Source organism: Streptomyces sp. NPDC051172, assembly GCF_040682555.1.
In the GTDB taxonomy this organism is placed as follows: Bacteria; Actinomycetota; Actinomycetes; order Streptomycetales; family Streptomycetaceae; genus Streptomyces.
Window position 1 is genome coordinate 19977 of sequence record NZ_JBFBBE010000028.1, and the last position, 26221, is coordinate 46197.

Here is a 26221-nt window from a genome sequence, read left to right on the forward strand (position 1 = left end):
GCGGGGGTGGCCGACGGTCAGTGACCGGCCGGTACCGCCACCCCCATCACCTCCCGCGCATGCCGGCTCGGCACCATCCCGAGCCGCCAGGCCTGCCAGCCCTCCTCCAGGTTCACACCCCGCTCCAGCAGCAGCTGATACGCCTCCACGCAGTCGTCGAGCTTCCGGTCCCGCAGGGGATGGCCGGTGCGGGAGAGCTGGGCCAGTTCCTCCTGGGCGACCGCCGTGCCGATCTCCGCACCGCCGGGGGCCGCGTAGGGGAGCAGGGTGCAGCGCAGGAAGCGCGCCCAGTCCGCGCCGCGCTGGTCGCCGTACGAGGTGAACAGGTCCACCGCGTCGTCACACAGTGCCAGTGCCTGCTGGTTGCGGGCATTTCCCGCGTCCACGACCGCGAGTTCCAGGCAGGTCCATGCCTCGCCGTGGGCGACGCCGATGCGCTGGAAGTCGGCCCGGGCGTCGACCAGGAGCTGGCGGGCGAAACCGGAGTTCCTGAGCGAGCCGGTCTGGGCTGCGCGCTGGTCGCGGGTGACTCTCGCCGAGTGGTGGCGGGCGCAGGCCAGGCCGTAGACGTCGCGGATACGGGAGAACATCGTGCGGGAGCGTTCCAGTTCGCGGACCGCGTGGTCGAGGTTGCCGGTCTCCTCCAGGGCCTGGCCCAGGTAGTAGACCGTCCAGGCCTCGCCGCGCGCGTCCTCGTTCTCCCGGTGCCGGGATGCCGCCTGCCGCAGGCCGTCCACCGCCTGGGACGGGTCGCCGGCGACCAGGCGGGCGCGGGCCAGCTGGGTGAGGGCCCAGGCCTCGCCGCGGGCGTCGCGGGTGCGGCCGTAGCGGTCGAGGGCCGCGTCCAGCTCGGACTCCGCGCGCGGCACGTCGCCCATGCGCAGGGACAGCTGGCCGAGCTGGAAGTGGGCCCACGCCTCGCCGTGCACGGACTCGCCGGCGCGGTGCAGGACCAGGGACTCGGCGAGCAGGCGCAGCGCCTCCTGGACATGGCCGCGGTCCCGTTCCACCGCGGCCAGGGCGTGCATCGTCCAGCCGCGGTCCGTCGCCAGTTCGGGAGCCGCCTGCAGGTCCAGCGCCTCGCGGAGCTTCGCCGCGGCCTCCGTGAGGTTGCCCTGGTGGTGCAGGGTGATGCCGAGGGAGCACAGGGCACGGGCCGCGCCCGCGTCGTGGTGGGCCTCCATGTACAGGTCGACCACCGAGGTCAGCGTCGTCCGCGCCTTGTCCAGCTCGCCCAGCTGACGGGCCGCGATGCCCGTGCGCCACTGCACCGAGCGGACCAGCAGGCCCTGGTCGACGGCCTGCGCCAGTTCGCTGATCTCGCCCAGGCGGTAGAGGTCGCCGCGCAACAGGCAGTAGTCGCACAGCGCGCCCAGCAGGCTCAGCACCGCCGCCTGGTTCACGCCCTCCGCGTGCCGCAGCGTGGAGGTGATGAAGCTCGACTCGTCGTCCAGCCAGCGCAGCGCCTCGTCCAGCGAGGTGAAGCCGTGCGGGCTGAAGCGGTCCGAGCGGGTCGACATGTTGCCGTCGACCAGCCGCAGCACCGAGTCGGCCAGGTCGGCGTAGTTCACGATCAGGCGCTCCTGCGCGGCCGTGCGCTCTCCCGCCTCCTCCTCGTCCAGCAGACGGGCGTGGGCGAAGGCCCGCACCAGGTCGTGGAGGCGGTAGCGGCTGCCGCGCACATGGTCGATCAGGCCGGCCCGGCGGAGCGCCTCCAGATGCCGGGTCGCCTCCGTCTCGTCCGTGGCCAGCAGGGAGGCGGCCGCGGCGGCACCGAGGGAGGCCCGCCCGGCCAGAGCCAGCCGGCGCAGCAGCCGACGGGCCGCCTCCGACTGGTCGGTGTAGCGCAGCCACAGAACGCGCTCGATCGGCTCCACGGGTCCGTACGCCGCCAGATCCGTGGCCAGCTGCCGCGGTGAGCGCGGGCCCAGCGACGAACCGGCGATGCTCAGCGCCAGCGGCAGCCCGCCGCACAGCTCCCGGATCCGGTCCGCCGCATCGGCGTCGTACGGCCCCGAGCTGTCCTGCGCCGCCGCGTCCAGCAGCTCCTCCGCGCCCGCCGCGTCCAGCGCCCCGACCGGCAGCTCGTGGACATGGGCCTGCAGGTCGGAGGGGAGTTCCAGGCGCTCGCGGGCGGTGACCAGGACCAGGCTGTCGGAGCGCTCGGGGATGAGCGTACGGATCTGTTCGGGGTCCGAGGCGTCCTCCAGGACGACCGTGACCGGCAGGCCCGTCAGATGCTGGTGGTACAGCTCGCTCAGCCGCTTGACCTGCTGGTCGGGGGAGGAACGCTCACGGAACAGCAGCTGTTCGCGCGGGGCGCCGAGCCGGTTCAGCAGATGCAGCAGGGCGTCCCGGGTGGACAGCGGCGGCTCCTCGGGGCTGCCGCCGCGCAGGTCGACCACGCAGGCACCGCGGAAGTAGTCCTTCAGGTCGTGCGTGGCCCGCATCGCCAGGGTCGTACGGCCGCTGCCGGGCGCCCCGGGCAGGATCACCACCGTCGGGCGGGTGTCCGTGCTCGCGCGGGACGCCTGCACCCACTGCCGTATGCGCGCCATCTCCTGCCGCCGCCCCGCGAACGCCCCCGCGGGCTCCGGGAGCTGGGCGAACGACTGCGCCAGCACATTACGCCCGCGTGCCGCCGCGCTCTTGTCGGTGCCGCGCAGCTGCGGTCCCGGCTTCTTCGGGCCGGTGGACGCGGCGCGCACCCGCTGCTGGTCGAGGAACGGCCGGATGCCACGCACCTCCAGTGCCGTCAGCCACTGCAGCCGCAGCTGTTCAGGACCGCCGGGCTGGTTCGCGGCGCCGGCCCGGTGGTGTGCGGCGGGCAGATGGGAACCGGCCACCTTGATCACGGTCGCGGCGGCGCCGACCACGCCGACCGTCGCGCCCACCCCCACCGCCGTGCCGGTGTCCGTGCCGAAGGCCAGGTCGGCCACCGCCGCCGCGACCGCCGCAACGACCGCCACCAGCAGGGGAGTCCCGGATCCCTCCTTCGCGTAGCGCTGCCCGAAGGTGAGCCGGTCGCCCTCCGCCTCGTCCAGCGCGCGTGTGTAGGCCTCGTACTCCTCGGCGGCCGTCTGAGCCATCGCGTCCAGCGCGCCGCGCGACCGCGACAGCAGCACCGCTCCGTCGGTGCGCCCGCCCGAACGTCGTACCTCTTCCTCCACGGCCCGGGCCAACAGCCGTTCGGCATCCGCCCGATGGCTGTCCCGCATGTCACGTCCCCCTCCGGCGGCAACTCCTTTGCGTACGAGTGTCCTTCGGGGAAGGCGTGAGCGACAGAGGGCAGCGATCACCGGCGTCCGGGACATGCCTGGCGCGTGCCGCCGGGGGTACTGCGGCAGGATGGACCTCATGCCGAACCGACTGGCTCACGAGACGTCCCCCTACCTGCTCCAGCACGCGGACAACCCCGTCGACTGGTGGCCGTGGTCGGCCGAGGCCTTCGAGGAGGCGCGCAAGATCGGCAAACCGGTCCTGCTGAGCGTCGGGTACTCAAGTTGCCACTGGTGCCATGTCATGGCCCACGAGTCCTTCGAGGACCAGGCCACCGCCGACTTCCTCAACGAGCACTTCGTCAACATCAAGGTCGACCGCGAAGAGCGCCCCGACGTCGACGCCGTCTACATGGAGGCCGTCCAGGCCGCCACCGGCCAGGGCGGCTGGCCCATGACCGTGTTCCTCACGCCCGACGCCGAGCCCTTCTACTTCGGCACCTACTTCCCGCCCGTCCCCCGTCACGGCAGCCCCTCCTTCCGGCAGGTCCTGGAGGGTGTCCGCTCGGCGTGGTCCGACCGGCGGGACGAGGTCGCCGAGGTCGCCGGGAAGATCGTGCGGGACCTCGCCGGACGGGAGATCTCCTACGGCGACGCACAGGTCCCGGGCGAGGAGGAGCTCGCGCAGGCGCTGCTCGGGCTGACCCGTGAGTACGACCCGCAGCGTGGCGGTTTCGGCGGTGCGCCCAAGTTCCCGCCGTCCATGGTGATCGAGTTCCTGCTGCGCCACCATGCCCGCACCGGCGCCGAGGGCGCCCTGCAGATGGCCGTGGACACCTGCGAGCGCATGGCCCGCGGCGGCATCTACGACCAGCTCGGCGGCGGCTTCGCCCGCTACTCCGTCGACCGTGAGTGGGTCGTCCCGCACTTCGAGAAGATGCTCTACGACAACGCCCTGCTGTGCCGTGTGTATGCGCACCTGTGGCGGTCCACCGGTTCGGAGCTCGCCCGCCGTGTGGCGCTGGAGACCGCCGACTTCATGGTCCGTGAACTGCGCACCGCCGAGGGCGGGTTCGCCTCCGCGCTCGACGCCGACAGCGACGACGGCACGGGCAGGCACGTCGAGGGCGCGTACTACGTGTGGACGCCGCAGGAGCTGACCGAGGCCCTCGGCGAGGAGGACGGCCGGCTCGCCGCCCACCACTTCGGCGTCACCGAGGAAGGCACCTTCGAGCACGGCCGGTCCGTTCTCCAACTCCCGCAGCACGACGGCCTGTTCGACGCCGAGAAGATCGCCTCGATCCGTGGGCGACTGCTCGACAGGCGCAGCGAGCGCCCCGCACCCGGCCGCGACGACAAGGTGGTCGCCGCCTGGAACGGTCTCGCCGTCGCCGCCCTCGCCGAGACCGGCGCCTACTTCGACCGCCCCGACCTGGTCGAGGCCGCGGTCGGCGCCGCCGATCTCCTCGTGCGGCTGCATCTGGACGAGCAGGCCCGCCTCGCCCGCACCAGCAAGGACGGCCGGGCCGGTGCCAACGCAGGTGTGCTGGAGGACTACGCCGATGTCGCCGAGGGCTTCCTCGCGCTGGCGTCCGTCACCGGCGAGGGCGTCTGGCTGGAGTTCGCCGGGTTCCTGCTCGACCATGTCCTGGCCCGCTTCGTCGACGCGGAGTCCGGCAGCCTCTACGACACCGCCGCCGACGCCGAGCAGCTGATCCGCCGGCCGCAGGACCCCACCGACAACGCCACGCCGTCCGGCTGGACCGCCGCCGCGGGCGCCCTGCTGAGCTATGCCGCCCACACGGGTGCGGAGCCCCATCGAACCGCCGCCGAAAGGGCGTTGGGCGTGGTCAAGGCGCTCGGGCCCCGGGTGCCGCGCTTCATCGGCTGGGGGCTCGCGGTCGCCGAGGCCCTCCTCGACGGGCCGCGGGAGGTCGCGATCGTCGGCCCCGCGCTGGACGATCCCGCCACAAGGACCCTGCACCGCACGGCACTTCTGGGCAGCGCCCCGGGCGCGGTCGTGGCCGTGGGACTCCCGGAGAGTGACGAGTTTCCGCTCCTTGCCGACCGGCCGCTGCAGCAGGGTCAACCTGCGGCTTACGTCTGCCGTAACTTCACCTGCGATGTCCCGACCATCGATCCGGACCAGTTGCGGACCGCGCTGACCAGCTGAAACGGCAGCGGGCACAGGGCAGTTACGTAAGCGGTGTTTGAATTGTTCACTCTCGGGACCCGTTGCGAAGAAATGCGTTCTTCATTGAAACGGCCCGCGGACTTCACAGATCACCCTTAATGTCTACATAGTTCCGCGACAGATGTGACGTCTGTCGCGGCAGGGGGCATTGGGGATCTGGGGGGATCTGTTGCTGACGTCTGTCTTCATCGCTGCCGTTTCGCTGGCCTTGTTCTGGATGGCGGCCTTCACCCTGTGCCCGCACTGGTCGGGGTGGGGGCCCTGACCGCCGGTCTGCTCCTCACCTCACCCCAGTCCGCCGAGGCGGCCAACCTCGTCAAGAACCCCGGCTTCGAGACGGACGGCACGGGAGGGATGCCGTACTGCTGGGAGAAGTCCGGCTGGGGCGACAACGACTTCACCTTCGAGACGACGAGCGACGCCCACAGCGGGTCCAAGGCGATGAAGGTGTCGCTCACCCGCCGCGTCGACGGCGACCGCAAGGCGCTGATCACCGAGTCGACGGACTGCGCGCCGGTGGTGACCGCGGGCAAGCAGTACGACCTGTCGCTCTGGTACAAGACGACCACACCGGACGCGAACGTCACCCTGTTCCGGCACGACACGACGGCCGGCTGGCAGTACTGGACCGACCTCAAAACCCTGGAGATGCAGGGAAGTTGGACCCAGGCGACCGTCCGCACGCCCGAGATCCCGGCCGGCACCGACCGCATCACCTGGGGGGTCTCCGTCTACGGCACCGGCTCGGCGACCACCGACGACTACACGATGGACCAGGTCCCCGACGTCGCCCCGCCCGCGACCTGCACGGGCACGGCGGACGAGTGCGCCAACGGCCGCTGGGACGTGCTGCCCACGCAGAACCCGGTGCGCTCCATGCACTCCGTCGTCCTCAACAACGGCAAGGTGCTGCTGATCGCCGGTTCCGGCAACAGCGAGGAGAACTTCAACGCGGGCACGTTCACGAGCGCGGTCTACAACCCGGCCGACGGCTCCTACAAGGTCATCCCGACCCCGAAGGACATGTTCTGCTCCGGTCACATCCAGCTCCAGGACGGCCGGGTCCTGGTGCTGAGCGGCAACAAGGCGTTCCCGGCGGCGGACGGTTCGCACGGCTACGAGGGCTACAAGGACTCGTACGTCTTCGACCCGACGACCGAGACCTACAGCAGGACCAACGACCTGAACGACGGCCACTGGTACCCGTCCGCGACCGAGCTCGGCAACGGTGACGTCGTCTCCTTCGGCGGCCTGCGCGAGGACTCGACCGGCTCGGTGACCGCCGAGTACTGGTCGCAGGCCCAGCAGAAGTGGCTGGCGCTGTGGCAGGTCAACCAGACCTGGTCGTACTGGGGTCTGTACCCGTCGATGATCCTCATGCAAGACGGCCGTCTCTTCTACTCGGGCAGCCATGTCTTCGGCAACAACATCCCGGGGACCGGCTCGGCGATCTACGACTACAACGCCAACACGATCACGCAGGTCCCGGGCCTGCAGAACAAGGACCAGCGCGACCAGTCCGCGAGCGTGCTGCTGCCGCCGGCGCAGGACCAGAAGGTCCTCACCCTCGGCGGCGGCAACATCGAGTCCAACCCGGAGGCCAACCGCCTGACCGACGTCATCGACCTCAAGCAGGCCAACCCGTCGTACGTCGCCGGGCCCCCGATCCCGCAGGGCACGGTCGACCTCGGCAACGGTCCGGTGGCCGAGACCGGCAACCAGGGCAAGATGTACGTCTCCGCGGTCCTGCTGCCCGACGGCAAGGTGCTGGAGACCGGCGGCGGACTGCACAACCGCGCCAACCCGGTCCACGAGGCCTCGCTCTACGACCCGGGCACCAACACCTTCGACCCGGTGGCCGCCGACCCCCAGGCCCGCGGTTACCACTCCTCCGCCTTCCTGCTGCCCGACGGCCGTGTGATGGCGACCGGTGACAACCCGGGCAACGGCACCTGGAACCACAACGTGTCGATCTACACCCCGCCCTATCTGCTCAAGGGTGAACGCCCGACGATCACTTCGATGATCAACTCGGAGTGGCACTACGGCGACACCCAGCGGATCACGGTCGATCAGCCCATTGTCAAGGCCGAGTTGATCCGCCCGGCCGCCGTCACCCACTCCTCCGACCCGAACCAGCGGTTCGTCGACCTGCCGCTGTCCGTCGACGGCAGCAACGTCGACCTGAACGTGACGAGCAACCCCAATGTGGCCCCGCCCGGCTGGTACATGCTCTTCGCGGTCGACGCCAACGGCGTTCCCTCGGTGGCCAAGTGGGTGCACCTCCAGGGCCCGCAGGCCCTGAGCGCCGCCACCGCCGACGCCCACGTCCACTCCTTCGCCGACTCCCTGTCGGGCCAGGTCACGGGCCCCGGCAAGAAGCGCACCTCGGTGCAGGTCCCCGTCACCATCTCCGGCTGCGACCGGCACTACGGCTCGGTCAACGTGTGCGTGCCGACGGTCTTCCCGAAGGGCGTGAAGAGGACGACGGCCGCACGGTGCAGCTGGCTGAGGACGAACCAGTACGGCCGCCTGAAGGTCAACGGCCGGGACGACCCGCTGGGCCTCGACCCGAACAAGGACGGCCTGGCCTGCGGAAAGGCGGATCTGAGGAAGAGCTAGCCGGCGAACTCATCCAGGGCGCGCGTCACGATGGCCACCAGCTGTTCGTGGTGCGCGCCCTTCCAGTACGCGCGGCCGCAGTCCCGGCACTGCGCGAAGACGTCGTACGACCGGTGCGTGCCGCCCTGCAGCTGGTCGGCCACCTCTTCCTTGGTGGCCTCCCTCAGCAGCCCGTTGCAGGCGGTGCACCGGGTCCAGGGCTTGAGTTCGGGCCGGAACCGGTCGAGGACGTCCCGGAGTTGGTCCTCGGGCCGGGTGCTGTAGACATACGCCCCGGCCCACAGCTCACGGCGGCGCAGCAGGCCCCGGTCGCGGCTGAGCATGACCCGCTGCTCGGCGGCCGAGCGGGCGGCGAGAGCCGGGTCGCCGATGTCCGTCGACTCGTACGCCGTGTCCACACCGAGCAGGCGCAGCCGGCGGGCGAGGGTGCCGAGGTGGACGTCGAGGAGGAAGCGCAGCGGGGCGCCGGGGACCCGCTGGGGGCGCTCGACGGGCCGGACCTGCACGGTGTCGCCAGCGGCGGGGACGTAGGAGTGCGGCACCTCGCGGCCGTCGACCCACAGCGTCCCGACCTCGGTGAGCGGGACGCCGGCCGACTCGACGACGTGGCCGAGGGAGGAGACGCCGTCGGTGACGATCGTCCGGTGCGGCCCGCGCTGGACGAACAGGGCCAGGTCGGGGGCGAACTCGACGTGGATCTCGGGACCGTTCACGGGGTCAGGATGTCACGGGAGGGGGCGGCGGGCTCAGGGCTTTTCGACGGGGAGGCCGTGTTCCAGGACGTCCAGGGCCTGGTCCACGAGGGCGCGCAGGTCGTCCTCGCAGCCGCTCTCGCCCCAGTACATGTTGACCTCCATCAGGCCACCGATCAGGGACATCGTGTAGACGCGCACCTCGAAGCTCTCCGGGCCGAGGCCGAAGCGCTCGGCGATCGCGCCGCGCAGTGTCCGCGCGGTCTCCGACATGCTCTCGTAGATCCGGGAGCGGACGGCGGGGACCTGGATCGCCAGGTGCGCCCGCATCCGGACCGACTCGGGGTCCTCCGCCATCAGCGCGTCGATGGCGATGTGCATCACGTGCCGCAGCGAGTCCATCCACGACTCGTCGGCGGGCCGGGAGCGCAACTCCTCGACCATCAGCGGGTCGTACTCGTCCGAGAGGACGATGTCCTCCTTGGTCGGGAAGTACCGGAAGACGGTCGACGGCGACACCTCGGCCCGCTCGGCGATCTGCTCGATGGTCGTGGCGTCGTAGCCCTGCTCCTTGATCAGTGCATACGTCACGGAGCGGATCGCCTCGCGGGTCTTGATCTTCTTGCGTTCCCGCAGGCCCAGCCGGGGGCGGTCGGCGGGGGAGGAGAAGGAGGAGCGTGCGGCCGTCATGGGGTTCATTGTCAGGCATCCTCCGCGGCGCCGACCAAGTCGGGTTCGGCGCCGTCCGCCCGCCGTTCGGCCGTCCCCCGCGGCAGGAGGGCCGCCGCCAGCAGCGCGGAGACCAGGGCGGCGATGCCGCACACCAGCAGGACGACGCTCATGCCGTGGACGTACGCGCTGTTCGCGGAGGCAGCCAGGCGGGCGGAGTGCGCCTTCTCGGCGATGATGTGCGCCGCGACCACGGAGTCCCCGGCCGTGTCGGCCGCCTTGGCGGGCAGCCCGGTGACGTCGAGCCGGTCGCGGAAGATGCCGGAGAGCAGGCTGCCGAGCAGGGCGATGCCGATCGCGGCGCCGACCTGGCGCAGCGTCATCAGCAGCCCCGAGCCGCTGCCGGCCCGGTCGCGGGGCAGGGTGCCGAGAGCGGCGTCCATCGCGGGGACCACGGAGAAGCCGAAGCCGAGGCCGGTGATCGACAGCCACAACGCGGTGAAGCCGTAGCCGGAGTCGACCGTCGTACGGCTGCCCAGCAGCGCGGCGAAGGCCAGCACCACCAGACCGGCGCTCACCACCGCGCGCGGACCGAACCTGGCGACGACCGGACCCGCGCCGCGGGCGGCGATCACCAGGCCGCCCATCATCGGCAGCAGCCGCAGACCGGTGCCGAGGGCGTCGTGCCCGAGAACGGCCTGGAGGTACTGCGGGAGCACGAACAGCAGGCCCGACAGGACGAACATCACCAGGGTCGCGGCGAGCGTGTTGAACAGGAAGCCGCGGTGGGCCAGCAGCGTCATGTCGAGCATCGGCCGCTCCGCTTGCCGCTCACGCAGCACCAGTGCGGCGATCAGGACCACCGACGCGGCGGACATGACCAGTACCAGCGGGTCGCTCCAGCCGCGGTCGGGCGCCTCGATGATCGCGTAGATCAGGGCGCCGAGGCCGGTCGCGGTGAGCGCGGTGGAGAGCGCGTCGACCTTGGGGGAGGCGGGGTCGCGGGTCTCCGGGAGCAGGAAGACGCAGGCCGCGATGCCGATGGCGGCCATCGGGACGTTGACCAGGAAGACCGCGCCCCACCAGAAGTGGCCCAGCAGCCAGCCGCCGATGATCGGGCCGAGCGGCAGTCCGAGCGCGGAGGCGGCGGAGATGATGCCCACGGCCTTGGTGCGCTCGTCGGGGCCGAACAGCGACGGCAGTACGGACAGGGCGAGCGGGGTGACCAGCGCACCGCCGATGCCCATGAACGCGCGGGCCGCGATGACCCAGTCCACGTCTCCGGCGAGGGCGCCGATCAGCGAGCCGACGAGGAAGACCGCGAGCCCCGTGATCAGCATCCGGCGTCGTCCGAAGCGGTCGCCCAGCAGCCCGGCGGGGAGCATCAGCGCCGCGAAGACGACGACGTAGGCGTCCGCCATCCACTGCTGCTGGCCGGTGGTCGCGCCGAGATCGCCGGCCATGGTCGGCAGCGCCACGTTGAGGATCGTCATGTCGAAGCCGAGCGTCAGCATGCTCGCGACCAGAGCCCCGAGGGCCCACCAACGGCGAGGGTTCAAGGTGGCAGTAACCATGAAATGAGAGTAGCTCTCAAAATGTAGCTCCTGTCAATCGGTTGGGGCATGCAAAAAGGGCCACGGCTGTGAAGCCGTGGCCCTGGGTGCTGTGAAGTGCTTACCCGTGCTGGTACGCCACCAGCGAGATCCCCACGTAGTGGACGACGAACGCGGCCAGCGTGAACGAGTGGAAGACCTCGTGGAAGCCGAACCAGCGCGGCGAGGGGTTCGGACGCTTGATGCCGTAGATCACGCCGCCCGCGCTGTAGAGGAGACCGCCCACGATCACCAGGACCAGGACCGCGATGCCGCCCGTGCGCATGAAGTCCGGCAGGAAGAAGACGGCCGCCCAGCCCATCGCGATGTAGCAGGGGGTGTAGAGCCAGCGCGGGGCGCCGACCCACAAGACCCGGAAGATGATGCCCGCCGCTGCGGCACCCCAGATGCCCCACAGCAGCCACTGCCCCTTCGCGCCCGGCAGCAGCAGCATCGTCAGCGGTGTGTACGTGCCCGCGATGATCAGGAAGATGTTGGCGTGATCGAGTCGGCGCAGGACGCCGTCCATGCGCGGGCTCCAGTTGCCCCGGTGGTACAGAGCGCTCACGCCGAACAGCAGGCAGGCCGTCAGGGCGAAGATCCCGCAGGCGATGCGCCCTCTCGTCGAGTCCGCGAGGGCCGTGAGCACCAGGCCCGAGATGAGTGCGGCCGGGAACATGCCCAGATGCAGCCAGCCGCGTAGCTTCGGCTTGATCGGCTCGGCGAGCTGCTGGGCGTGCTGCTTGATCTGGTGAGGGATGGAAGGCGCGTCGGAACCGCGGCCGGCGGCCGGTGTGTCCATTGGTGCGTCGGGGACGGGCGCAGTCATGCCCTTCATCGTACCTACGGGACCGTAAGTTGCGGATGAGTGGGGGCCGAGAACGGGCCAGGAGTGGCCATCATCTCACGGCACTTGGCGCCTGAGGCCGTCGGGCAAAAGAACCTTCAGATGAACTCAACGTGCACGCAAAAACACGCTTGGAAACACTCTTCCGCGTGACGATCCCCACTCCGCTCACCTGTGAGGCCCTCTGGACATATGGGCACTCTCGTCGGATGATCAAATGAGTGCGGTCGGCACCGGATGAGCGCTGAAGATCCAGCCACGAAGCATCCGGGCCGCAGCCCCCACGGGGCCTCCAAAACAAAAATCCCTCATTTAGGAGCAATCGTGGCGCGCGACAACGCGGCTCCCACCGTCATCCCCACCAAGCATCAGGAACTGGTCTCGTGGGTGAACGAGATCGCAGCACTGACCCAGCCGGACAACGTGGTCTGGTGTGACGGATCCGAGGCCGAGTACGAGCGCCTGTGCGAGGAGCTCGTCGAGAAGGGCACCTTCAGGAAACTCGACCCGATCAAGCGCCCGAACTCCTACTACGCGGCCTCCGACCCGACCGATGTCGCGCGCGTCGAGGACCGCACCTTCATCTGCTCCGAGAAGGAGGAGGACGCGGGCCCGACCAACCACTGGAAGGCCCCTGCTGAGATGCGGGAGATCTTCCAGGGCGAGAAGGGCGTCTTCCGCGGCTCGATGAAGGGCCGGACGATGTACGTCGTCCCGTTCTGCATGGGCCCCCTCGGCTCGGACCTCTCCGCGATCGGCGTCGAGATCACCGACTCCGCCTATGTCGCGGTCTCCATGCGCACGATGACGCGCATGGGCCGGCCGGTCCTCGACGAACTCGGCTCCGACGGCTTCTTCGTCAAGGCCGTGCACACCCTCGGAGCGCCTCTGGAGGACGGCGAGAAGGACGTCCCCTGGCCGTGCAACTCGACCAAGTACATCTCGCACTTCCCCGAGAGCCGCGAGATCTGGTCCTACGGCTCCGGCTACGGCGGCAACGCGCTGCTCGGCAAGAAGTGCTACGCCCTGCGCATCGCGTCGGTGATGGCGCGCGACGAGGGCTGGCTGGCCGAGCACATGCTGATCCTGAAGCTCACCCCGCCGACCGGTGAGTCCAAGTACGTCGCCGCAGCCTTCCCGAGCGCCTGCGGAAAGACGAACCTCGCCATGCTGGAGCCCACGGTCTCCGGCTGGACGGTCGAGACGATCGGCGACGACATCGCCTGGATGCGCTTCGGCGAGGACGGCCGCCTGTACGCGATCAACCCCGAGGCCGGCTTCTTCGGCGTCGCGCCCGGCACGGGTGAGCACACCAACGCCAACGCGATGAAGACGCTGTGGGGCAACTCGGTCTTCACCAATGTCGCCCTCACCGACGACAACGACATCTGGTGGGAGGGCATGACGGAGGAGACGCCGGCCCATCTGACGGACTGGAAGGGCAACGACTGGACTCCCGACTCGGAGACCCCGGCCGCACACCCCAACGCCCGCTTCACCACCCCCGCCGCGCAGTGCCCGATCATCGCGCCCGAGTGGGAGGACCCGAAGGGCGTGCCGATCTCGGCGATCCTCTTCGGCGGCCGCCGCGCCACCGCGGTCCCGCTGGTGACGGAGTCCTTCGACTGGAACCACGGCGTCTTCCTCGGCGCCAACGTGGCCTCCGAGAAGACCGCCGCCGCCGAGGGCAAGGTCGGCGAGCTGCGCCGCGACCCGTTCGCCATGCTGCCGTTCTGCGGCTACAACATGGGCGACTACATGGGCCACTGGATCGACGTGGCCAAGGACAAGGACCAGTCCAAGCTGCCCAAGATCTACTACGTCAACTGGTTCCGCAAGAACGACGAGGGCAAGTTCGTCTGGCCCGGCTTCGGCGAGAACAGCCGCGTCCTGAAGTGGATCGTCGACCGCCTCGACGGCAAGGCGGAGGGCGTCGAGACCCCGATCGGCATCCTGCCGACGAAGGAGGCCCTCGACACCAAGGGCCTCGAACTCTCCGAGTCCGACCTCGACTTCCTGCTCACGGTCGACAAGGAGGTCTGGCGCGAGGAGGCCGCCCTGGTCCCCGAGCACCTCAACACCTTCGGCGACCACACCCCGAAGGAACTCTGGGACGAGTACCGGGCGCTGGTGCAGCGCCTGGGCTGAGGCCCCCACCGGGGAAAGCTCCGCGGCCGGCTGGGATGTGCCCTGACCAGTGATCGTCACGGCCGGCCGCGGTGAGGTACGGCGAGGCCGCGTACAACGACGTACGTGGCTCGGGCCTGTCGTGCCGCATCCGTCCGCCCCGACGGTAGCGGTCCGGCAGGCCTTCGCCGTTTACGGCTGCACGGACCCCACGGCGAATAGGCGCACCGGCTCGAGTCAACGCAGTGCTGTGGCTCCCGGTCCGCGCGACGCTGCGGGTAGCACGCGGACCGGGGCCGTCGAAGGAGAGCCCGGGGGCTCAGTGGGGTGAGAGTTCGCGCGGCTCAAGTGCGGCCGCATGCACGTCCATCTGCTCGGCGGCAAGAATCGCCGCCGCCGTGTCCGCCCTCGACGCTGCCACGAGCAGGGCGCGTCCGGCGAGGGCGTGGGCCCGCTCGTGCAGGGCCATCGGGTCGTCGTCGGACAGCGCCACGGGTATGCGGACCGGCGTCATCCCGCCCCGCAGTCGGGCCACCTGCCCGGCGAGCCGCTCGGCCGCGGTGTCCAGTTCCCCGGAGGGGCTCGCCGCACGCAGCTCGTCCGTGACGGCGAGCAGCGCCCCGAGATGGCCGGCGAGCTGGATGTCCAGCTCCTCCTCGCGGGAGCGGTGCGGAAAGTCGGAGGTGGTGGTGCCGGCCATCGTGCTGTGGACCGACTTGGTGCGGATCGGTTCGTACATGGATGGCCTCCCGTGCTGTCAGGAAACCATCCTAGCTTAGATTTCGTCTAAAGTTGGCTGTAACCGTCGAGGAAGTTCCCGATCCGGGTGACCGCGTCCCGCAGGTCCCCGACCGACGGCAGGGTCACGACCCGGAAGTGGTCGGGCTCGGACCAGTTGAACCCGGTCCCCTGCACGACCATGATCTTCTCGCGGCGCAGCAGGTCCAGGACCATCCGCCGGTCGTCCTTGATCTTGAACACCTTGGGGTCGAGGCGCGGGAAGAGATACAGCGCACCCTTCGGCTTCACGCAGGTCACGCCCGGGATCTGGGTGAGCAGCTCGTACGCGACGTCCCGCTGCTCCTTCAGCCGCCCGCCCGGCAGCACCAGGTCGTTGATGGTCTGCCGTCCGCTCAGTGCGGCGACCACGCCGTGCTGCCCCGGCATGTTCGCGCACAGACGCATGTTCGCGAGGATCGTCAGACCCTCGATGTACGAGTCCGCATGGGCGCGCGGCCCGGAGATCGCCATCCAGCCGACCCGGTAGCCGGCCACCCGGTACGCCTTCGACATGCCGTTGAAGGTGAGGGTCAGCAGGTCCGGGGCGATCTTCGCGGTCGGGGTGTGCGTGGCGCCGTCGTAGAGGATCTTGTCGTAGATCTCGTCCGAGCAGACCAGCAGGTTGTGGCGGCGGGCGATGTCGGTCAGGCCCTTGATCATCGCCTCGTCGTAGACGGCCCCCGTCGGATTGTTGGGGTTGATGATGACGATGGCCTTGGTGCGGTCGGTGACCTTGCGTTCGACGTCCGCGAGGTCGGGCATCCAGTCGGACTGCTCGTCGCAGCGGTAGTGCACGGCCGTGCCGCCTGAGAGGGAGACGGCGGCGGTCCACAGGGGGTAGTCGGGCGACGGTACGAGGACCTCGTCGCCGTCGTCGAGCAGGCCCTGCATGGCCATCACGATCAGCTCGGAGACGCCGTTGCCGACGAAGACGTGCTCGACGTCCGTCTCGATGCCGAGGGTCTGGTTGTGCATGACGACCGCCCGGCGGGCGGCCAGTAGGCCCTTCGCGTCGCCGTAGCCGTGCGCCGTCGAAACGTTGCGGAGGATGTCCTCCAGGATCTCGGGCGGGCATTCGAAGCCGAACGCCGCCGGGTTCCCCGTGTTCAGCTTGAGGATGCGGTGACCGGCCGCCTCGAGCCGCATCGCCTCCTCGAGCACGGGGCCCCGGATCTCGTAACAGACGTTGGCGAGCTTGGTCGACTGGATCACCTGCATGTCTGGGAGCTTACGGCCCGGTAACGCGTCTTGGCCCGTGTTATCCGCCACGTGAGACATGCGGTTTGGACCGTTATCGCCGGTAGCTGTCCCACGAGTCCCGCTCGTCTCTACAATTCGCGGTCATGTCCAGGCCACCCGAGTACGAATACGGGGCACCTCAGGGTCCGCCGAACGTGTACCTCCCGCAGCCGGAGTCGGCGCCCTCGTACGAGGAGTATGCCGATCCGGCCGTTGCGCATGGGTGGCTGAATGCGTATGACTCGACGCGGGAGATGCCTCCGGCGGTGGACGGGACGTATGTGCTGCCCCCGGTGGCGGAGAGGCCGTCCCGGCGTAAGCCCAAGCGCTCCTCGGGGCGGCGGGGGAACGATCGTCGTGCGCCTGCAGGCCGGTGGGGGCTTGTCGCGCAGTTCCCCGCGCCCCTCACGGGGGCTGTCGTCGCCGGTGGTGTGCTGTTGGCGCTGGTTGTTGGGTTCTCCCTCTCCGGGTCTTCCTCCGCGCCCCCGAGTGGGGTGCAGGGCAAGCAGGAGAGTGCGGCGCCGACGGGTGGTGGCTCCGTGTCGCCTACGGATTCCGGGGCTTCGGGTGGTGCTGTCGCTGGCCGGCCTGGCGACGGCCGGGCGGCATCGTCCCCGGTGGCTTCCCTGAGCCCGAGCGTCTCGCCGAGCCGGACCGCGTCCGGGGGTGTGTCCCAGGAGCCCTCTGCCGGGGCTTCCGCCGCGGGTGCCACGGCGACTCCCACTCCCGGTGTCGGTGCATCGGGTCCGGGCCGCTCCGGCAACCACCCCGGACACGGTCAGGGCGGCACCAAGGGTCCGAAGCAGCCTTAGGGCCGGATGCGTTCTTGCCCAACCACCCCTCTCCCCTCACAATGCACATGTCAAATCTATGGGCGGCCGGAAAATCTCCGGTCGCCCAAGTCGCAAGAGGGGACCCCCACATGAAGAAGCCTCTCCTCGCCGTGCTCTCGGCCCTGGTGATAACCGGGGCGGGCATGGCACCCGCGGTCGCGGCGCCCCTGCTCACGGACGGCGCGGCCACGAAGACGACGACGAAGACGGCCACGCCCACCGTCAAGGCCGTCAACTTCGCCGGCACCGTGGCGCTCAGCAACTGCTCCGGCTCCGTCATCCGCTTCCCGAACTCCGCGGACACCGACCCGGCGCTCGTCCTGACCAACGGCCACTGCCTGGAGACCGGATTCCCGGCGGCGGGCGAGGTCATCGTCGACCAGGCCTCCAGCCGTACCTTCAGCCTGCTCAACGCCTCGGCCGGCAAGGTCGGGACGCTGCGCGCGAGCAAGGTCGCGTACTCGACGATGACCGACACGGACGTCACGATCTACCAGCTCACCACCACCTACGCGAAGATCAAGAGCACGTACGGCCTCAGCCCGCTCACCGTGCAGGACACGCACCCGACCGCGGGCACCGCGATCACGGTCGTCTCCGGATACTGGAAGAAGACGTACGCCTGCAACATCGACGGCTTCGTCTACCGCCTCCAGGAGGGCGACTGGACCTGGAAGGACTCGGTCCGCTACACCTCCGCCTGCCAGACCATCGGCGGCACCTCGGGCTCGCCCGTCGTCGACAACGCCACCGGCAAGGTCGTCGCCGTCAACAACACCGGCAACGAGGACGGCGAGCAGTGCACCGAGAACAACCCGTGTGAGGTCGACGAGAGCGGCAACGTGACCGTCCGCCAGGGCATCAACTACGCCGAGGAGACCTACCAGATCCCGGCCTGCTTCGGAGCCGGCAACAAGCTGAACCTGAGCGCCGCCGGCTGCACCCTGCCCAAGCCGTAGTCCTGTAGCTCACCGCAGGGTGGCGTTCCGTCGCACGGGACTGCGACGGACCGCCCGACCCGCCAGCACGTCCGTCCGCCGGCCGTCCTCGATGACGAAGCGGCCGTCGACGAGGACGTACGGAATGCCCGTCGGAAGCGTGTGCGGATTCTCGTACGTCGACCCCGCGGCCACCGTCTCCGGGTCGAACAGCACCAGGTCGGCCTTGTGTCCCTCGCGGACCAGGCCCCGGTCGGGCAGCCGCAGGCGGGCGGCGGGCCTCGATGTGAGGTGGGCGACGCACTCCTCCAGCGACAGCACGCCCACCTCCCGTACGTACCGGCCGAGATACTGCGGGAAGGTGCCGTACGCGCGCGGATGCGGTTTCGTGCCCTGGAGGATGCCGTCCGAGCCGCCGGTGTGGACGCGGTGCCGCATGATCGCCCGGACGTTCTCCTCGTGGCCCACGTGCTGCAGGATCGTCGAGCCCAGCCGGTCCGCCAGCAGCAGATGACGGGCGGTGGCCCACGGGGCCTCGCCGCGCGCCTCGGCCGACCGCAGGATCGTACGGCCGACGAAATCGGCCAGTGCCTCGTCCGCCACGCCCGAGATCTCGATCGTGTCCCACTCGACGGGCACGCCGTGGCAGCCGTCCGCGCCCACCACCTCCATGTGGTGCCGGATCCGCTCCGCCGTCTCGTCGTCCGCCAGCCGCTTCAGGATCGCCTCGGGCCCACCCTCGCTCGCCCAACTCGGGAGCAGCGCCACGAGAGTGGTGCAGCCGGGTGTGTAGGGGTACGTGTCGAGGCTGATGTCGGCCCCGGCCGCAAGCGCCTCGTCCAGCAGGGACAGCAGTTCCGGCGCCCGGCCCTTGTTCACGCCGAAGTTCATGGTGGCGTGGGCGAGATGGAGCGAGCAGCCCGCCTGACGGGTCAGGGCCACCATCTCCTCGTACGCCTCCAGGGCGCCCGCCCCGTACGAGCGGTGATGGGGGCAGTAGTAGCCGTCGTACTCGGCCACCACCCGGCACAGCTCGGTCAGTTCGGCGTCCTCGGCGTACATGCCGGGCGTGTAGGTCAGCCCGGACGACATGCCGACCGCGCCCTGCTCCAGGCCCTCGGCGACCAGTCGGCGCATCCGGTCGAGCTCCTGCGGGGTCGCCTCGCGGTCCTCCCAGCCGACGGCGAGCATACGGACCGTCCCCTGCGGGACCAGATAGGCCGCGTTCACCGCGATCCCCTGACCGTCGAAGCCGCGATCCAGCCGGTCCAGGTACTCGCCCACCGAACGCCAGTCGAAGTCGATGTCGTCGCCGTACCCGTTCCAGCCGGTGATCGCGCGGCGCACCTCGGCGAGCGTGCGGTCGTCGACGGGGGCGTACGAGAGCCCGTCCTGACCCAGGACCTCCAGCGTGACCCCCTGCGCGGCCTTGGCGCTGTGGTCGGGGTCCCGGAGCAGGGCCAGATCGCTGTGGGCGTGCATGTCGATGAAGCCGGGGGAGAGGACCAGCCCCTCCGCGTCCAGCTCCCGGCGTGCCTTGGGGCGCTGGCAGCCCGCGGCGGCCGCCTCCTTGACGATCGAGACGATCCGGCCGCCGTCGACCACCACGTCCGCGCGGTACGACGGCTCACCGCTGCCGTCCACGACGTCCGCGTCCCGGATGACGAGCTCTTCCACGGCCTGCCTCCTAGAAGAAGGTACGGATGTAGTCGACGACCGTGCCGTCCGCCTCCGCCACCGGGAGCAGCTGCCACTTGTCGAAGGACGTGCACGGGTGGGACAGACCCATGCCCAGCCAGTCCCCGACCTCCAGGTCCGCCTCCGGCGTCGTCCGAAGCCAGGCGTGCTGGTCGGACAGGGCGGTCACCGAGATGCCGGTCGCCGGGCGCTCGGCGCCGTCCCGCCGGACGACCTGCGCGAAGGGGAGATCGAGGTCGTACGCCGCGTCCCGCTTGCCCGCGTTGACGAAGGCCTGATCGGCGGTGGGCCGGGAGACGACCTGGGCCCAGAGACGGAAGGCGGGCTCCAGGGCACCCTCCTCCGGGACCCGGTTGAAGGGGGTGAGCTTGCGGTAGTGGCCGTCGTCGTGCGAGACATAGGCGCCGGAGCGCAGCAACTTCAGGACCGGAGCGGAGAGTTCGGGGATCTCCGCGAACTCGTCGGCCACCGCGTCGAACCAGGCGCTGCCGCCCGCGCTCACGACGATCTCGTCCAGGCCCGCGAACCGCCCCGCCTTGTCGAAGTCGACGGCCAGTGCGACCAGCCGCCGCAGCCAGGCATGCACCCGCTCCGGGTCGGCCTGCGGGACCTCGCCCTCATAGCCCGCGACACCGACGAGCCGCAGCGTGGCCGTCCCCGCCACGGCATCGGCGACCGCCGCGCACTCCGCCTCCGTACGGACTCCGGTACGGGCGCCCTCACCGGCCGCCGGCTCGACCACGACGTCCAGCGGCCGGGCGGCCCCCTGCAGCGCCGCGTCCATCAGCTCCACCCCGCGGACGGAGTCGACGTAGCAGACGAGACGGAACTCGGGATCGGCGTCGAGCTCGGCCGAGATCCAGCGGAGGGCCGCGGTGTCGACGACCTCGTTGGCGAGGAAGACCCGCTGGATCCCGAACGCCCGTGCCACGCGCACCTGGTGCGGCACCGCGAGGGTGATGCCCCAGGCGCCGCGCTCGATCTGCTGCCGGAACAGCTGGGGGGCCATGGTGGTCTTGCCGTGCGGGGCGAAGGCCAGGCCGTGGCGGGCCGCATACGTCTCCATCAGCGCGAGGTTGTGCTCCAGGCGCTCGGCCGACAGGGCGAGAACGGGGGTCGCGAAGCCGCCGGTGAAGAGGTTGCGGCGCTGGGCGGCCAGCTCGCCGACGGTCAGGCCGTCGGCGTCCGGCGGGAGGCCCTTGAACCGGTGGTCGACACGTTCCCCGGCGAGCCGCGCGAGGTCTTCCGTGCCCATTGGGCCTCCCTGATCAGGTATGTTGCAGAGTCTGCAACGCACATTGCGTATGTCGCTCACCGCTGTCTAACATCTCGGCCAACGCGGGGTCAACGACCAGCCGTTCGCCCGCCACACCACCGAGGAGTTACGACGATCGTGACCGCGACCGGACCTTGCAATGCCCCCGACGGCGCCGATGCCGTCGAGGTCGTCGATGTCGTCACGCTCGGCGAGTCCATGGTCACGTTCCTGCCCTCCCGTCCCGGCCGCCTCGCCGACGTCCCCTCCTTCGACCGCGCCATCGGCGGCGCGGAATCCAACGTGGCCTGCGCCCTCGCGGCCGCCGGGCACTCCGTGCGCTGGGTGAGCAGGGTCGGCGCCGACGGGTTCGGCGACCATCTCGTCGAGGCGATCGGGGCGTACGGCGTCGACGTCACCGCCGTACGACGGGACCCGGCGCGCCCGACCGGCATCTACTTCCGCACGGCCGGCGACCGGTCGACCGCCGCCCACGAGGTGGCGTACTACCGGACCGGCTCCGCGGCCTCCGCGATGACGGTCGGCAACACGGACCTGGAGGCGGTGCGCGCGGGCCGGGTACTGCACCTGTCGGGAATCACGGCGGCGTTGTCGCAGGGGTGCCGGGGGTTGATGCGAGAGCTGACCGCGCCGCGGGCCGGGCGTCCGCTGCTTTCCTTCGACGTCAACTACAGGCCGGGTCTGTGGGCGGACGCCGACGGGGCGGGTGTGCTGCTGGAACTGGCGCGCGGCGCCGACGTCGTCTTCGTGGGGGAGGACGAGGCGGAGGAGGCGTGGGGGGTGACGGGCGGACCGGAGGCGGTGCGCGCGGTGCTGCCCGAGCCTGGGGTGCTGGTGGTGAAGCAAGGACGCGTGGGGGCTACCGCTTTCGTGTCGGCCGCGGGTGGGGGTGGGCTGGTCGCGCCCACGCGGCGGAGCCGCACATGTCGCAGTCCCGCGCCCCTGCAACACGTGGAGCCTGCGGGCAGTCGTGCCGCTGGGGCGGCTCCCGACCCAAGGAAAGGCGGCACCCCGTCAGCGCGGCCTAGCGACACCCCGCTGCGCCCGGCCCCCACGCCGGGCACCTTCGTTCCCGCCCTCGCCGTGGACGTCGTAGCAACAGTCGGCGCCGGAGACGCCTTCGCCGCAGGCTTCCTGTCGGCAACCCTGCGCGGCCTTCCGGCAGGGACCTGCCTGCGCCACGGCCACCTGACGGCCGCAGCCGCCCTCACCGCCCAGGGCGACCTGGCGCCACCTCCCTCCCGCCACCACGCCGACCGCCTCGCCGCCCTCGACGACGACGCGTGGGGGAAACTTCGACTCGGCCCCGGCTGGACGCAAGCCGATGATCACGCCGTGGAGCGAGCCGTCGATCGGGCCGACGAGGAGGTACGTACGCCATGAGCCAGACCGTCGACCGTGCGCTCAGCATCCTGCCGCTGCTCGCCGAGGGCCCCGCCGACCTCGGCCAGGTCGCCGACCGCCTGGACGTGCACAAGTCCACGGCCCTCCGTCTGCTGCGCACACTGCACGAGCACGGCCTCGTCTACCGCCAGTCCGACCAGCGCTACCGCCTCGGCGCCCGCCTCATCGCCCTCGCCCAGGAGGCCATGGAGAACCTCGACATCCGCGAGATCGCCCACCCCCACCTCGTACGCCTCAACGAGAGTTGCGGGCACACCGTCCATCTCGCCGTGTACGAGGAGTCCGAGGTCCTCTACATCGACAAGGTGGAGAGCCGGTACCCGGTACGGATGTACTCGCGGATCGGCAAGCCGGTCGCGATCACCGTCGCCGCGGTGGCGAAACTGCTCCTCGCCGACCTGCCCGAAGGGGAGCGCCGGGCGCTCGCCGACAAGCTCGACTACCCCATGTACACCTCTCGTTCCACCCCCAACGCACCTGCTTTCCTGAGGGAGTTGGACAAGGTGCGCGAACAGGGCTGGGCCACCGACCTCGGCGGCCACGAGGAGTCCATCAACTGCGTCGCCGCACCGATCCGCGGTGCCGACGGCCGGGTCGTCGCCGCGATGTCGGTCTCCGCGCCGAACGTCGTCGTCACCGCCGACGAACTCCTCACTCTGCTCCCCCTGGTGCGCCGCACGGCCGACGCGATCAGTGGGGAGTACTCCGGAAGAACGCCGGTGACGGACAGTCAGTGAAGTACAGACAGTGAAGTACAGACAGTGAAGTACAGACAGTGAAGTACAGACAGAAGGACAGCCCGTGACCGAGAAGATCGCCCTTACCCCCAAGACCCACACCACCCCGCCCGCGAAGTTCTCCCACGGCGTCAAGAAGGGCAACATCCTGCAGGTCGCCGGCCAGGTCGGCTTCCTGCCCGCCGAGGAGGGCAGGCCCCCCACGCCCGCCGGCCCGACCCTGCGCGAACAGACCCTCCAGACCCTCGCCAACGTCAAGGCGATCCTGGAGGAGGGCGGCGCGAGCTGGGACGACGTGATGATGATCCGCGTCTACCTGACGGACACGGGGCACTTCGTCGAGTTCAACGAGATCTACGACCGGTATTTCCAGGAGCAGGGGATCATGCAGACCGCACCTGCACGCACCACGGTCTATGTTGGTTTGCCCGCGGGTCTCCTGATTGAGATCGACGCCCTTGCAGTGCTCGGATAGACAACCGACTTTCGAACTCGTGACCTTCCCTCGCCGGTGTCGTTGATCTGATCGACGGCCGGGTGCGGCGGGGGAGGCAGGGACATGAGTCAGACAGTGCCGCTGTATCGCGGCGGTCGTCTGGTTCGGGTGCCCTCACCCGGCACATCCCTGCGCTGTTCCGAATGTGGAACGGTCACCTTGGGCAGCCGGGAGTCACAGGACTGGTTCGCGTGCCGGAACACCGAGTGCCAGTGGTCCGGGAATGCCGACTTCAACGCAAGCCGTAACATCGATCGGGCGGGTCTCGCACTCGTCACGGTTGCCGGGAGGGCAGTCGTCAGGCAGACCTGAGTGCTGTCGGACTCCCCGGGGCGACCCAGGGGAGAGTCTCTCGCCTCTGTGCGAGAGAGGACTCCAAAACACCTACTTCGAGGCTCGATCTTCGCCTCGCACGTACACGACGGTGCCCGCGCCCGGAGGGCGCTGATGGACGCGGCGTGGTGGCCGCGGTGCTGAGCCTGTTCGTGTAGGCGTCTGATAACGAAGTTGGGGCTGGCTGTGTCCGCCACAGGATCTTCGACCATACTGCCCGCTGTGGAGCAGCGCATAGGATCGAGCAGCCAGCCCCTGAAGGGCGAGCCCGTGACCGGTGCCGGATTCGACCCGGCCTTCATTCCCGGGCTCACCTCACCCGTCTCCGAGAAGCCGGAGGAGGTCGAGGCGGAGGACACCGCGCCCGCCGAGCCCGAGCCGGAGCTCGAGGACGAGAACGTCGAGTCCGAGGCCGAGGAGCAGGAGCCGGTCGCGGAGGACGAGGACTCCGGGGACGGTGACGAGGACGAAGCCCCCGACGGGCCCGTCTTCGAGGCCTCCGACCGGCGCGCCAAGATCGTCGCCGATCACAGGGGCGTCCGCCTCAGCCTGGACGACCAGGAGTGCGAGTTCCGCTGGGACGAGATCGGCGCTGTGGAGACCGAATCGCCCCGCTTCGGCAAGCGGTTCACCATCACCGTCCACACCCCTGACCGCCGCTGGTACCCGATCGAGATCGAGGCGACGGCCAGGGCGCGCTTCAGCGAGTGGGACGAACAGCTGGACGCGGTCCTCGACGCGTACTTCGAAGACGGCGCAGAGGAAACCAAGGACACCGACGGCACCGAGGACGCCGACTAGCTGCAGTACTGGGCCGCCTTGCTGATGGACCGGTACATACAGTCCGCGTTCGCCAGCAACTGCAGCACCGCATCCCGCTTCCGTGACGTCTCCCGCTCGATGACCTCGTCGGGCGGGTAGAACCCACCTCCGGCACCGGACGTCGGATACATCTCGGGTCCCGTACTGGCATGGACAGGTCAAAAAAGCGAAAACCGGCCGGAGTGTACGCGCAGCCGTCGCCGCACAGGTGCCGTCCGGCGAAGTGCACTCGCGGGTGTGAGGGGCACGTGCATATATGCCGATTGCGGAGAAGAGTGAGGTTCCGTTTCCAGGGAGGCTGATCATGGGCGGATCAGCGCCGCGCCGGGACCGTCACCTGCCGGTCGAGACCACCAGCTTCGTCGACCGGCGCGGCGAACTCACCGAGGGCCGCGAACTGCTCGCCAGGGCGCGTCTGGTCACGCTGACCGGACCGGGCGGCGTGGGCAAGACCCGCCTCGCCGCACGCATCGCGGCCCGCGTCGAGCGGGCCTTCCCGGACGGTGCGCGCTTCGTGCACCTGGCAGGACTGCACGACCCGGCGCTCGTCCCGGTCGCCGCCGCCGACGCGCTCGGCCTGCACGACCACTCCGTGCAGCCCCCGCTGGACGCCCTGGTCGAGCAGGTACGGGACCGGCGCCTCCTGCTCGTCCTCGACAACTGCGAACACCTGCTGCAGGCCTGCGCCGAGCTCGCCGCCGCCCTGGTGCACGGCACCACCGGTGTCCGCATCCTCGCCACCAGCCGGCACCGCCTCGCACTCACCGAGGAACACCTCATGGAGGTACGGCCGTTACCCGTCCCTGACCCGGACGGCGACCTTTCAGCCGCCGACGGCTGCCCGGCCCTCGCCCTCTTCGCCGACCGTGCCGCGGCCGTGGTCCCGGGCTTCCGGCTGACCGCCGGCAACCGCGCCGCCGTGGCCCGCCTCTGCCGCCGCCTGGACGGGCTTCCGCTCGCCATCGAGCTGGCCGCCGTACGGATGCGGGTCCTCGGTGTCGAACAGCTCCTGGAGCGCCTCGACGACCGCTACCGCCTCCTCACGGCCGGCAGCAGCGCGGCCCTGCCCCGCCACCAGACCCTGCGCGCCGCCGTCGACTGGAGTTACGAACTGTGCACCGCCGAGGAGCAGTTGGTGTGGGCGCGGGCCTCCGTCCTGCCCGGCGGCTTCGACCTGGAGACGGCGGAGGCGGTGTGCGCGGACGGCGAGGGAGGCGAGACGGGGGTTCCCCCGGCCGGAGGCTGGGGGAGGGTGCGGCCGCAGGAGGTGCTGGAGGCGGTCGCGGGGCTCGTCGACAAGTCCGTGCTGGGGCGCGAGACGGGACCGGACGGGGTCCGCTACCGGCTGCTGGACACTCTCCGGCACTACGGCCTCGACCGGCTGCGGCAGCTGGAGGGCGAGGAGGACGCGACCCGGCGCCGTCAGCGCGACTGGACGCAGCGCCGGGCCGCCGACTGCGAACGCGCCTGGTTCGGGTCCGGGCAGCGGGAGATCGTCGCCCGGCTGCGGGCCGACCAGGACGGCCTGCGCGCCGCCCTCGACTTCAGCCTCACCCACCCCGGCGAACGGCTCGCCGCCCTGCGCCTCGCGGGCACCCTGTGATTCTACTGGCACGCCTGCGGAGCACCCCGCGAGGGCCGCTACTGGCTGGAGCGGGCCCTCGACGCCAACCCCGAACCGACCGTCGAGCGGGCCCGCGGACT

The 26221-nt window shown here is 70.3% G+C and carries 19 protein-coding genes and 1 pseudogene; 10 read left to right on the top strand and 10 right to left on the bottom strand.

What is annotated here, in order from left to right:
* Positions 1 to 17: 17 nt before the first annotated feature.
* Positions 18 to 3218: a tetratricopeptide repeat protein gene (locus tag AB0N07_RS18905; protein WP_365836330.1), complete on the bottom strand. Its 3201-nt coding sequence runs from the start codon at positions 3216 to 3218 to the stop codon at positions 18 to 20.
* A 139-nt stretch (positions 3219 to 3357) separates the two neighbouring features.
* On the opposite strand from AB0N07_RS18905, the gene AB0N07_RS18910 reads away from it, so the two are divergent.
* Both AB0N07_RS18910 and AB0N07_RS18915 read left to right on the top strand, forming a co-directional pair.
* A complete protein-coding gene (locus AB0N07_RS18910) occupies positions 3358 to 5391 on the top strand; it encodes a thioredoxin domain-containing protein (protein WP_365836332.1) in 2034 nt (677 codons plus the stop codon).
* Positions 5392 to 5646: 255 nt separating this feature from the next.
* Positions 5647 to 8034, top strand: a complete 2388-nt coding sequence (locus AB0N07_RS18915; RefSeq protein ID WP_365836334.1) for a galactose oxidase-like domain-containing protein — start codon at positions 5647 to 5649, stop codon at positions 8032 to 8034.
* Here AB0N07_RS18915 and AB0N07_RS18920 read toward each other — a convergent pair.
* The 4 genes from AB0N07_RS18920 to AB0N07_RS18935 form a co-directional block, all read right to left on the bottom strand.
* Complete coding sequence (locus AB0N07_RS18920; RefSeq protein ID WP_365836336.1) at positions 8031 to 8747, bottom strand: Mut7-C RNAse domain-containing protein; 717 nt, start codon at positions 8745 to 8747, stop codon at positions 8031 to 8033. The genes AB0N07_RS18915 and AB0N07_RS18920 overlap by 4 nt on opposite strands.
* A 33-nt stretch (positions 8748 to 8780) precedes the next feature.
* The gene (locus tag AB0N07_RS18925) at positions 8781 to 9425 is read right to left on the bottom strand and encodes a TetR/AcrR family transcriptional regulator (RefSeq protein WP_365836338.1); all 645 of its coding nucleotides are present in this window, start codon (positions 9423 to 9425) and stop codon (positions 8781 to 8783) included.
* Between the two features lie 2 nt (positions 9426 to 9427).
* Positions 9428 to 10969, bottom strand: a complete 1542-nt coding sequence (locus AB0N07_RS18930) for a DHA2 family efflux MFS transporter permease subunit (protein WP_365836340.1) — start codon at positions 10967 to 10969, stop codon at positions 9428 to 9430.
* A 100-nt stretch (positions 10970 to 11069) separates the two neighbouring features.
* The gene (locus AB0N07_RS18935; RefSeq protein WP_365836342.1) at positions 11070 to 11816 is read right to left on the bottom strand and encodes a hemolysin III family protein; all 747 of its coding nucleotides are present in this window, start codon (positions 11814 to 11816) and stop codon (positions 11070 to 11072) included.
* Between the two features lie 342 nt (positions 11817 to 12158).
* On the opposite strand from AB0N07_RS18935, the gene AB0N07_RS18940 reads away from it, so the two are divergent.
* Positions 12159 to 13982 carry a phosphoenolpyruvate carboxykinase (GTP) gene (locus AB0N07_RS18940; RefSeq protein ID WP_365836344.1) on the top strand — a complete coding sequence of 608 codons (1824 nt, stop codon included), beginning with the start codon at positions 12159 to 12161 and terminating at the stop codon, positions 13980 to 13982.
* A 298-nt stretch (positions 13983 to 14280) separates the two neighbouring features.
* On the opposite strand, the gene AB0N07_RS18945 is transcribed toward AB0N07_RS18940, so the two are convergent.
* Together AB0N07_RS18945 and AB0N07_RS18950 are read right to left on the bottom strand one after the other, a co-directional pair.
* Positions 14281 to 14700, bottom strand: coding sequence for a hypothetical protein (locus tag AB0N07_RS18945; RefSeq protein WP_365836346.1), 420 nt, complete (start codon positions 14698 to 14700; stop codon positions 14281 to 14283).
* A 47-nt stretch (positions 14701 to 14747) separates the two neighbouring features.
* On the bottom strand, positions 14748 to 15959 hold the full coding sequence (locus tag AB0N07_RS18950) for a pyridoxal phosphate-dependent aminotransferase (protein ID WP_365836348.1): 1212 nt from the start codon (positions 15957 to 15959) through the stop codon (positions 14748 to 14750).
* Positions 15960 to 16902: 943 nt separating this feature from the next.
* Between AB0N07_RS18950 and AB0N07_RS18955 the strand changes: the two genes are divergently transcribed.
* Positions 16903 to 17772, top strand: coding sequence for a serine protease (locus tag AB0N07_RS18955; protein ID WP_365836350.1), 870 nt, complete (start codon positions 16903 to 16905; stop codon positions 17770 to 17772).
* A gap of 9 nt (positions 17773 to 17781) precedes the next feature.
* Here the strand turns inward: AB0N07_RS18955 and AB0N07_RS18960 are convergent, their stop codons facing one another.
* A complete protein-coding gene (locus AB0N07_RS18960; RefSeq protein WP_365836352.1) occupies positions 17782 to 19428 on the bottom strand; it encodes a D-aminoacylase in 1647 nt (548 codons plus the stop codon).
* Between the two features lie 10 nt (positions 19429 to 19438).
* Positions 19439 to 20704, bottom strand: a complete 1266-nt coding sequence (locus AB0N07_RS18965; protein ID WP_365836354.1) for an amino acid deaminase — start codon at positions 20702 to 20704, stop codon at positions 19439 to 19441.
* 138 nt (positions 20705 to 20842) lie between these two features.
* Here AB0N07_RS18965 and AB0N07_RS18970 point away from each other — a divergent pair, with 138 nt between their 5' ends.
* The 5 genes from AB0N07_RS18970 to AB0N07_RS18990 all read left to right on the top strand — a co-directional run bounded on the left by AB0N07_RS18970 (position 20843) and on the right by AB0N07_RS18990 (position 24496).
* On the top strand, positions 20843 to 22108 hold the full coding sequence (locus AB0N07_RS18970) for a PfkB family carbohydrate kinase (protein WP_365836356.1): 1266 nt from the start codon (positions 20843 to 20845) through the stop codon (positions 22106 to 22108).
* Positions 22105 to 22866, top strand: a complete 762-nt coding sequence (locus AB0N07_RS18975; protein ID WP_365836358.1) for an IclR family transcriptional regulator — start codon at positions 22105 to 22107, stop codon at positions 22864 to 22866. The genes AB0N07_RS18970 and AB0N07_RS18975 overlap by 4 nt, the downstream gene beginning before the upstream one ends.
* Before the next feature lie 64 nt (positions 22867 to 22930).
* The gene (locus tag AB0N07_RS18980) at positions 22931 to 23341 is read left to right on the top strand and encodes a RidA family protein (protein ID WP_365836360.1); all 411 of its coding nucleotides are present in this window, start codon (positions 22931 to 22933) and stop codon (positions 23339 to 23341) included.
* Between the two features lie 84 nt (positions 23342 to 23425).
* Positions 23426 to 23674: a zinc ribbon domain-containing protein gene (locus AB0N07_RS18985; RefSeq protein WP_365836362.1), complete on the top strand. Its 249-nt coding sequence runs from the start codon at positions 23426 to 23428 to the stop codon at positions 23672 to 23674.
* A 243-nt stretch (positions 23675 to 23917) separates the two neighbouring features.
* Positions 23918 to 24496, top strand: a complete 579-nt coding sequence (locus tag AB0N07_RS18990) for a hypothetical protein (RefSeq protein ID WP_365836364.1) — start codon at positions 23918 to 23920, stop codon at positions 24494 to 24496.
* Here AB0N07_RS18990 and AB0N07_RS18995 read toward each other — a convergent pair.
* Positions 24493 to 24651 (bottom strand): annotated as a pseudogene (locus AB0N07_RS18995) (zinc carboxypeptidase); the annotation flags it as partial. The gene AB0N07_RS18990 and the pseudogene AB0N07_RS18995 sit on opposite strands and share 4 nt — an antisense overlap.
* 170 nt (positions 24652 to 24821) lie before the next feature.
* Between AB0N07_RS18995 and AB0N07_RS19000 the strand changes: the two are divergent.
* Entirely contained in the window at positions 24822 to 26120 is a 1299-nt protein-coding gene (locus AB0N07_RS19000) for an AAA family ATPase (RefSeq protein ID WP_365836366.1), read from the top strand.
* Positions 26121 to 26221 lie beyond the last annotated feature (101 nt).

Excerpts from the sequence above, each read along its gene's own strand:
- AB0N07_RS18905 (WP_365836330.1), bottom strand. The coding sequence starts at position 3,218 with ATGCGGGACAGCCATCGGGCGGATGCCGAACGGCTGTTGGCCCGGGCC.
- AB0N07_RS18910 (WP_365836332.1), top strand. The coding sequence starts at position 3,358 with ATGCCGAACCGACTGGCTCACGAGACGTCCCCCTACCTGCTCCAGCAC.
- AB0N07_RS18925 (WP_365836338.1), bottom strand. The coding sequence starts at position 9,425 with ATGAACCCCATGACGGCCGCACGCTCCTCCTTCTCCTCCCCCGCCGAC.
- AB0N07_RS18930 (WP_365836340.1), bottom strand. The coding sequence starts at position 10,969 with ATGGTTACTGCCACCTTGAACCCTCGCCGTTGGTGGGCCCTCGGGGCT.
- AB0N07_RS18935 (WP_365836342.1), bottom strand. The coding sequence starts at position 11,816 with ATGACTGCGCCCGTCCCCGACGCACCAATGGACACACCGGCCGCCGGC.
- AB0N07_RS18945 (WP_365836346.1), bottom strand. The coding sequence starts at position 14,700 with ATGTACGAACCGATCCGCACCAAGTCGGTCCACAGCACGATGGCCGGC.
- AB0N07_RS18950 (WP_365836348.1), bottom strand. The coding sequence starts at position 15,959 with ATGCAGGTGATCCAGTCGACCAAGCTCGCCAACGTCTGTTACGAGATC.
- AB0N07_RS18955 (WP_365836350.1), top strand. The coding sequence starts at position 16,903 with ATGAAGAAGCCTCTCCTCGCCGTGCTCTCGGCCCTGGTGATAACCGGG.
- AB0N07_RS18965 (WP_365836354.1), bottom strand. The coding sequence starts at position 20,704 with ATGGGCACGGAAGACCTCGCGCGGCTCGCCGGGGAACGTGTCGACCAC.
- AB0N07_RS18975 (WP_365836358.1), top strand. The coding sequence starts at position 22,105 with ATGAGCCAGACCGTCGACCGTGCGCTCAGCATCCTGCCGCTGCTCGCC.
- AB0N07_RS18985 (WP_365836362.1), top strand. The coding sequence starts at position 23,426 with ATGAGTCAGACAGTGCCGCTGTATCGCGGCGGTCGTCTGGTTCGGGTG.
- AB0N07_RS19000 (WP_365836366.1), top strand. The coding sequence starts at position 24,822 with ATGGGCGGATCAGCGCCGCGCCGGGACCGTCACCTGCCGGTCGAGACC.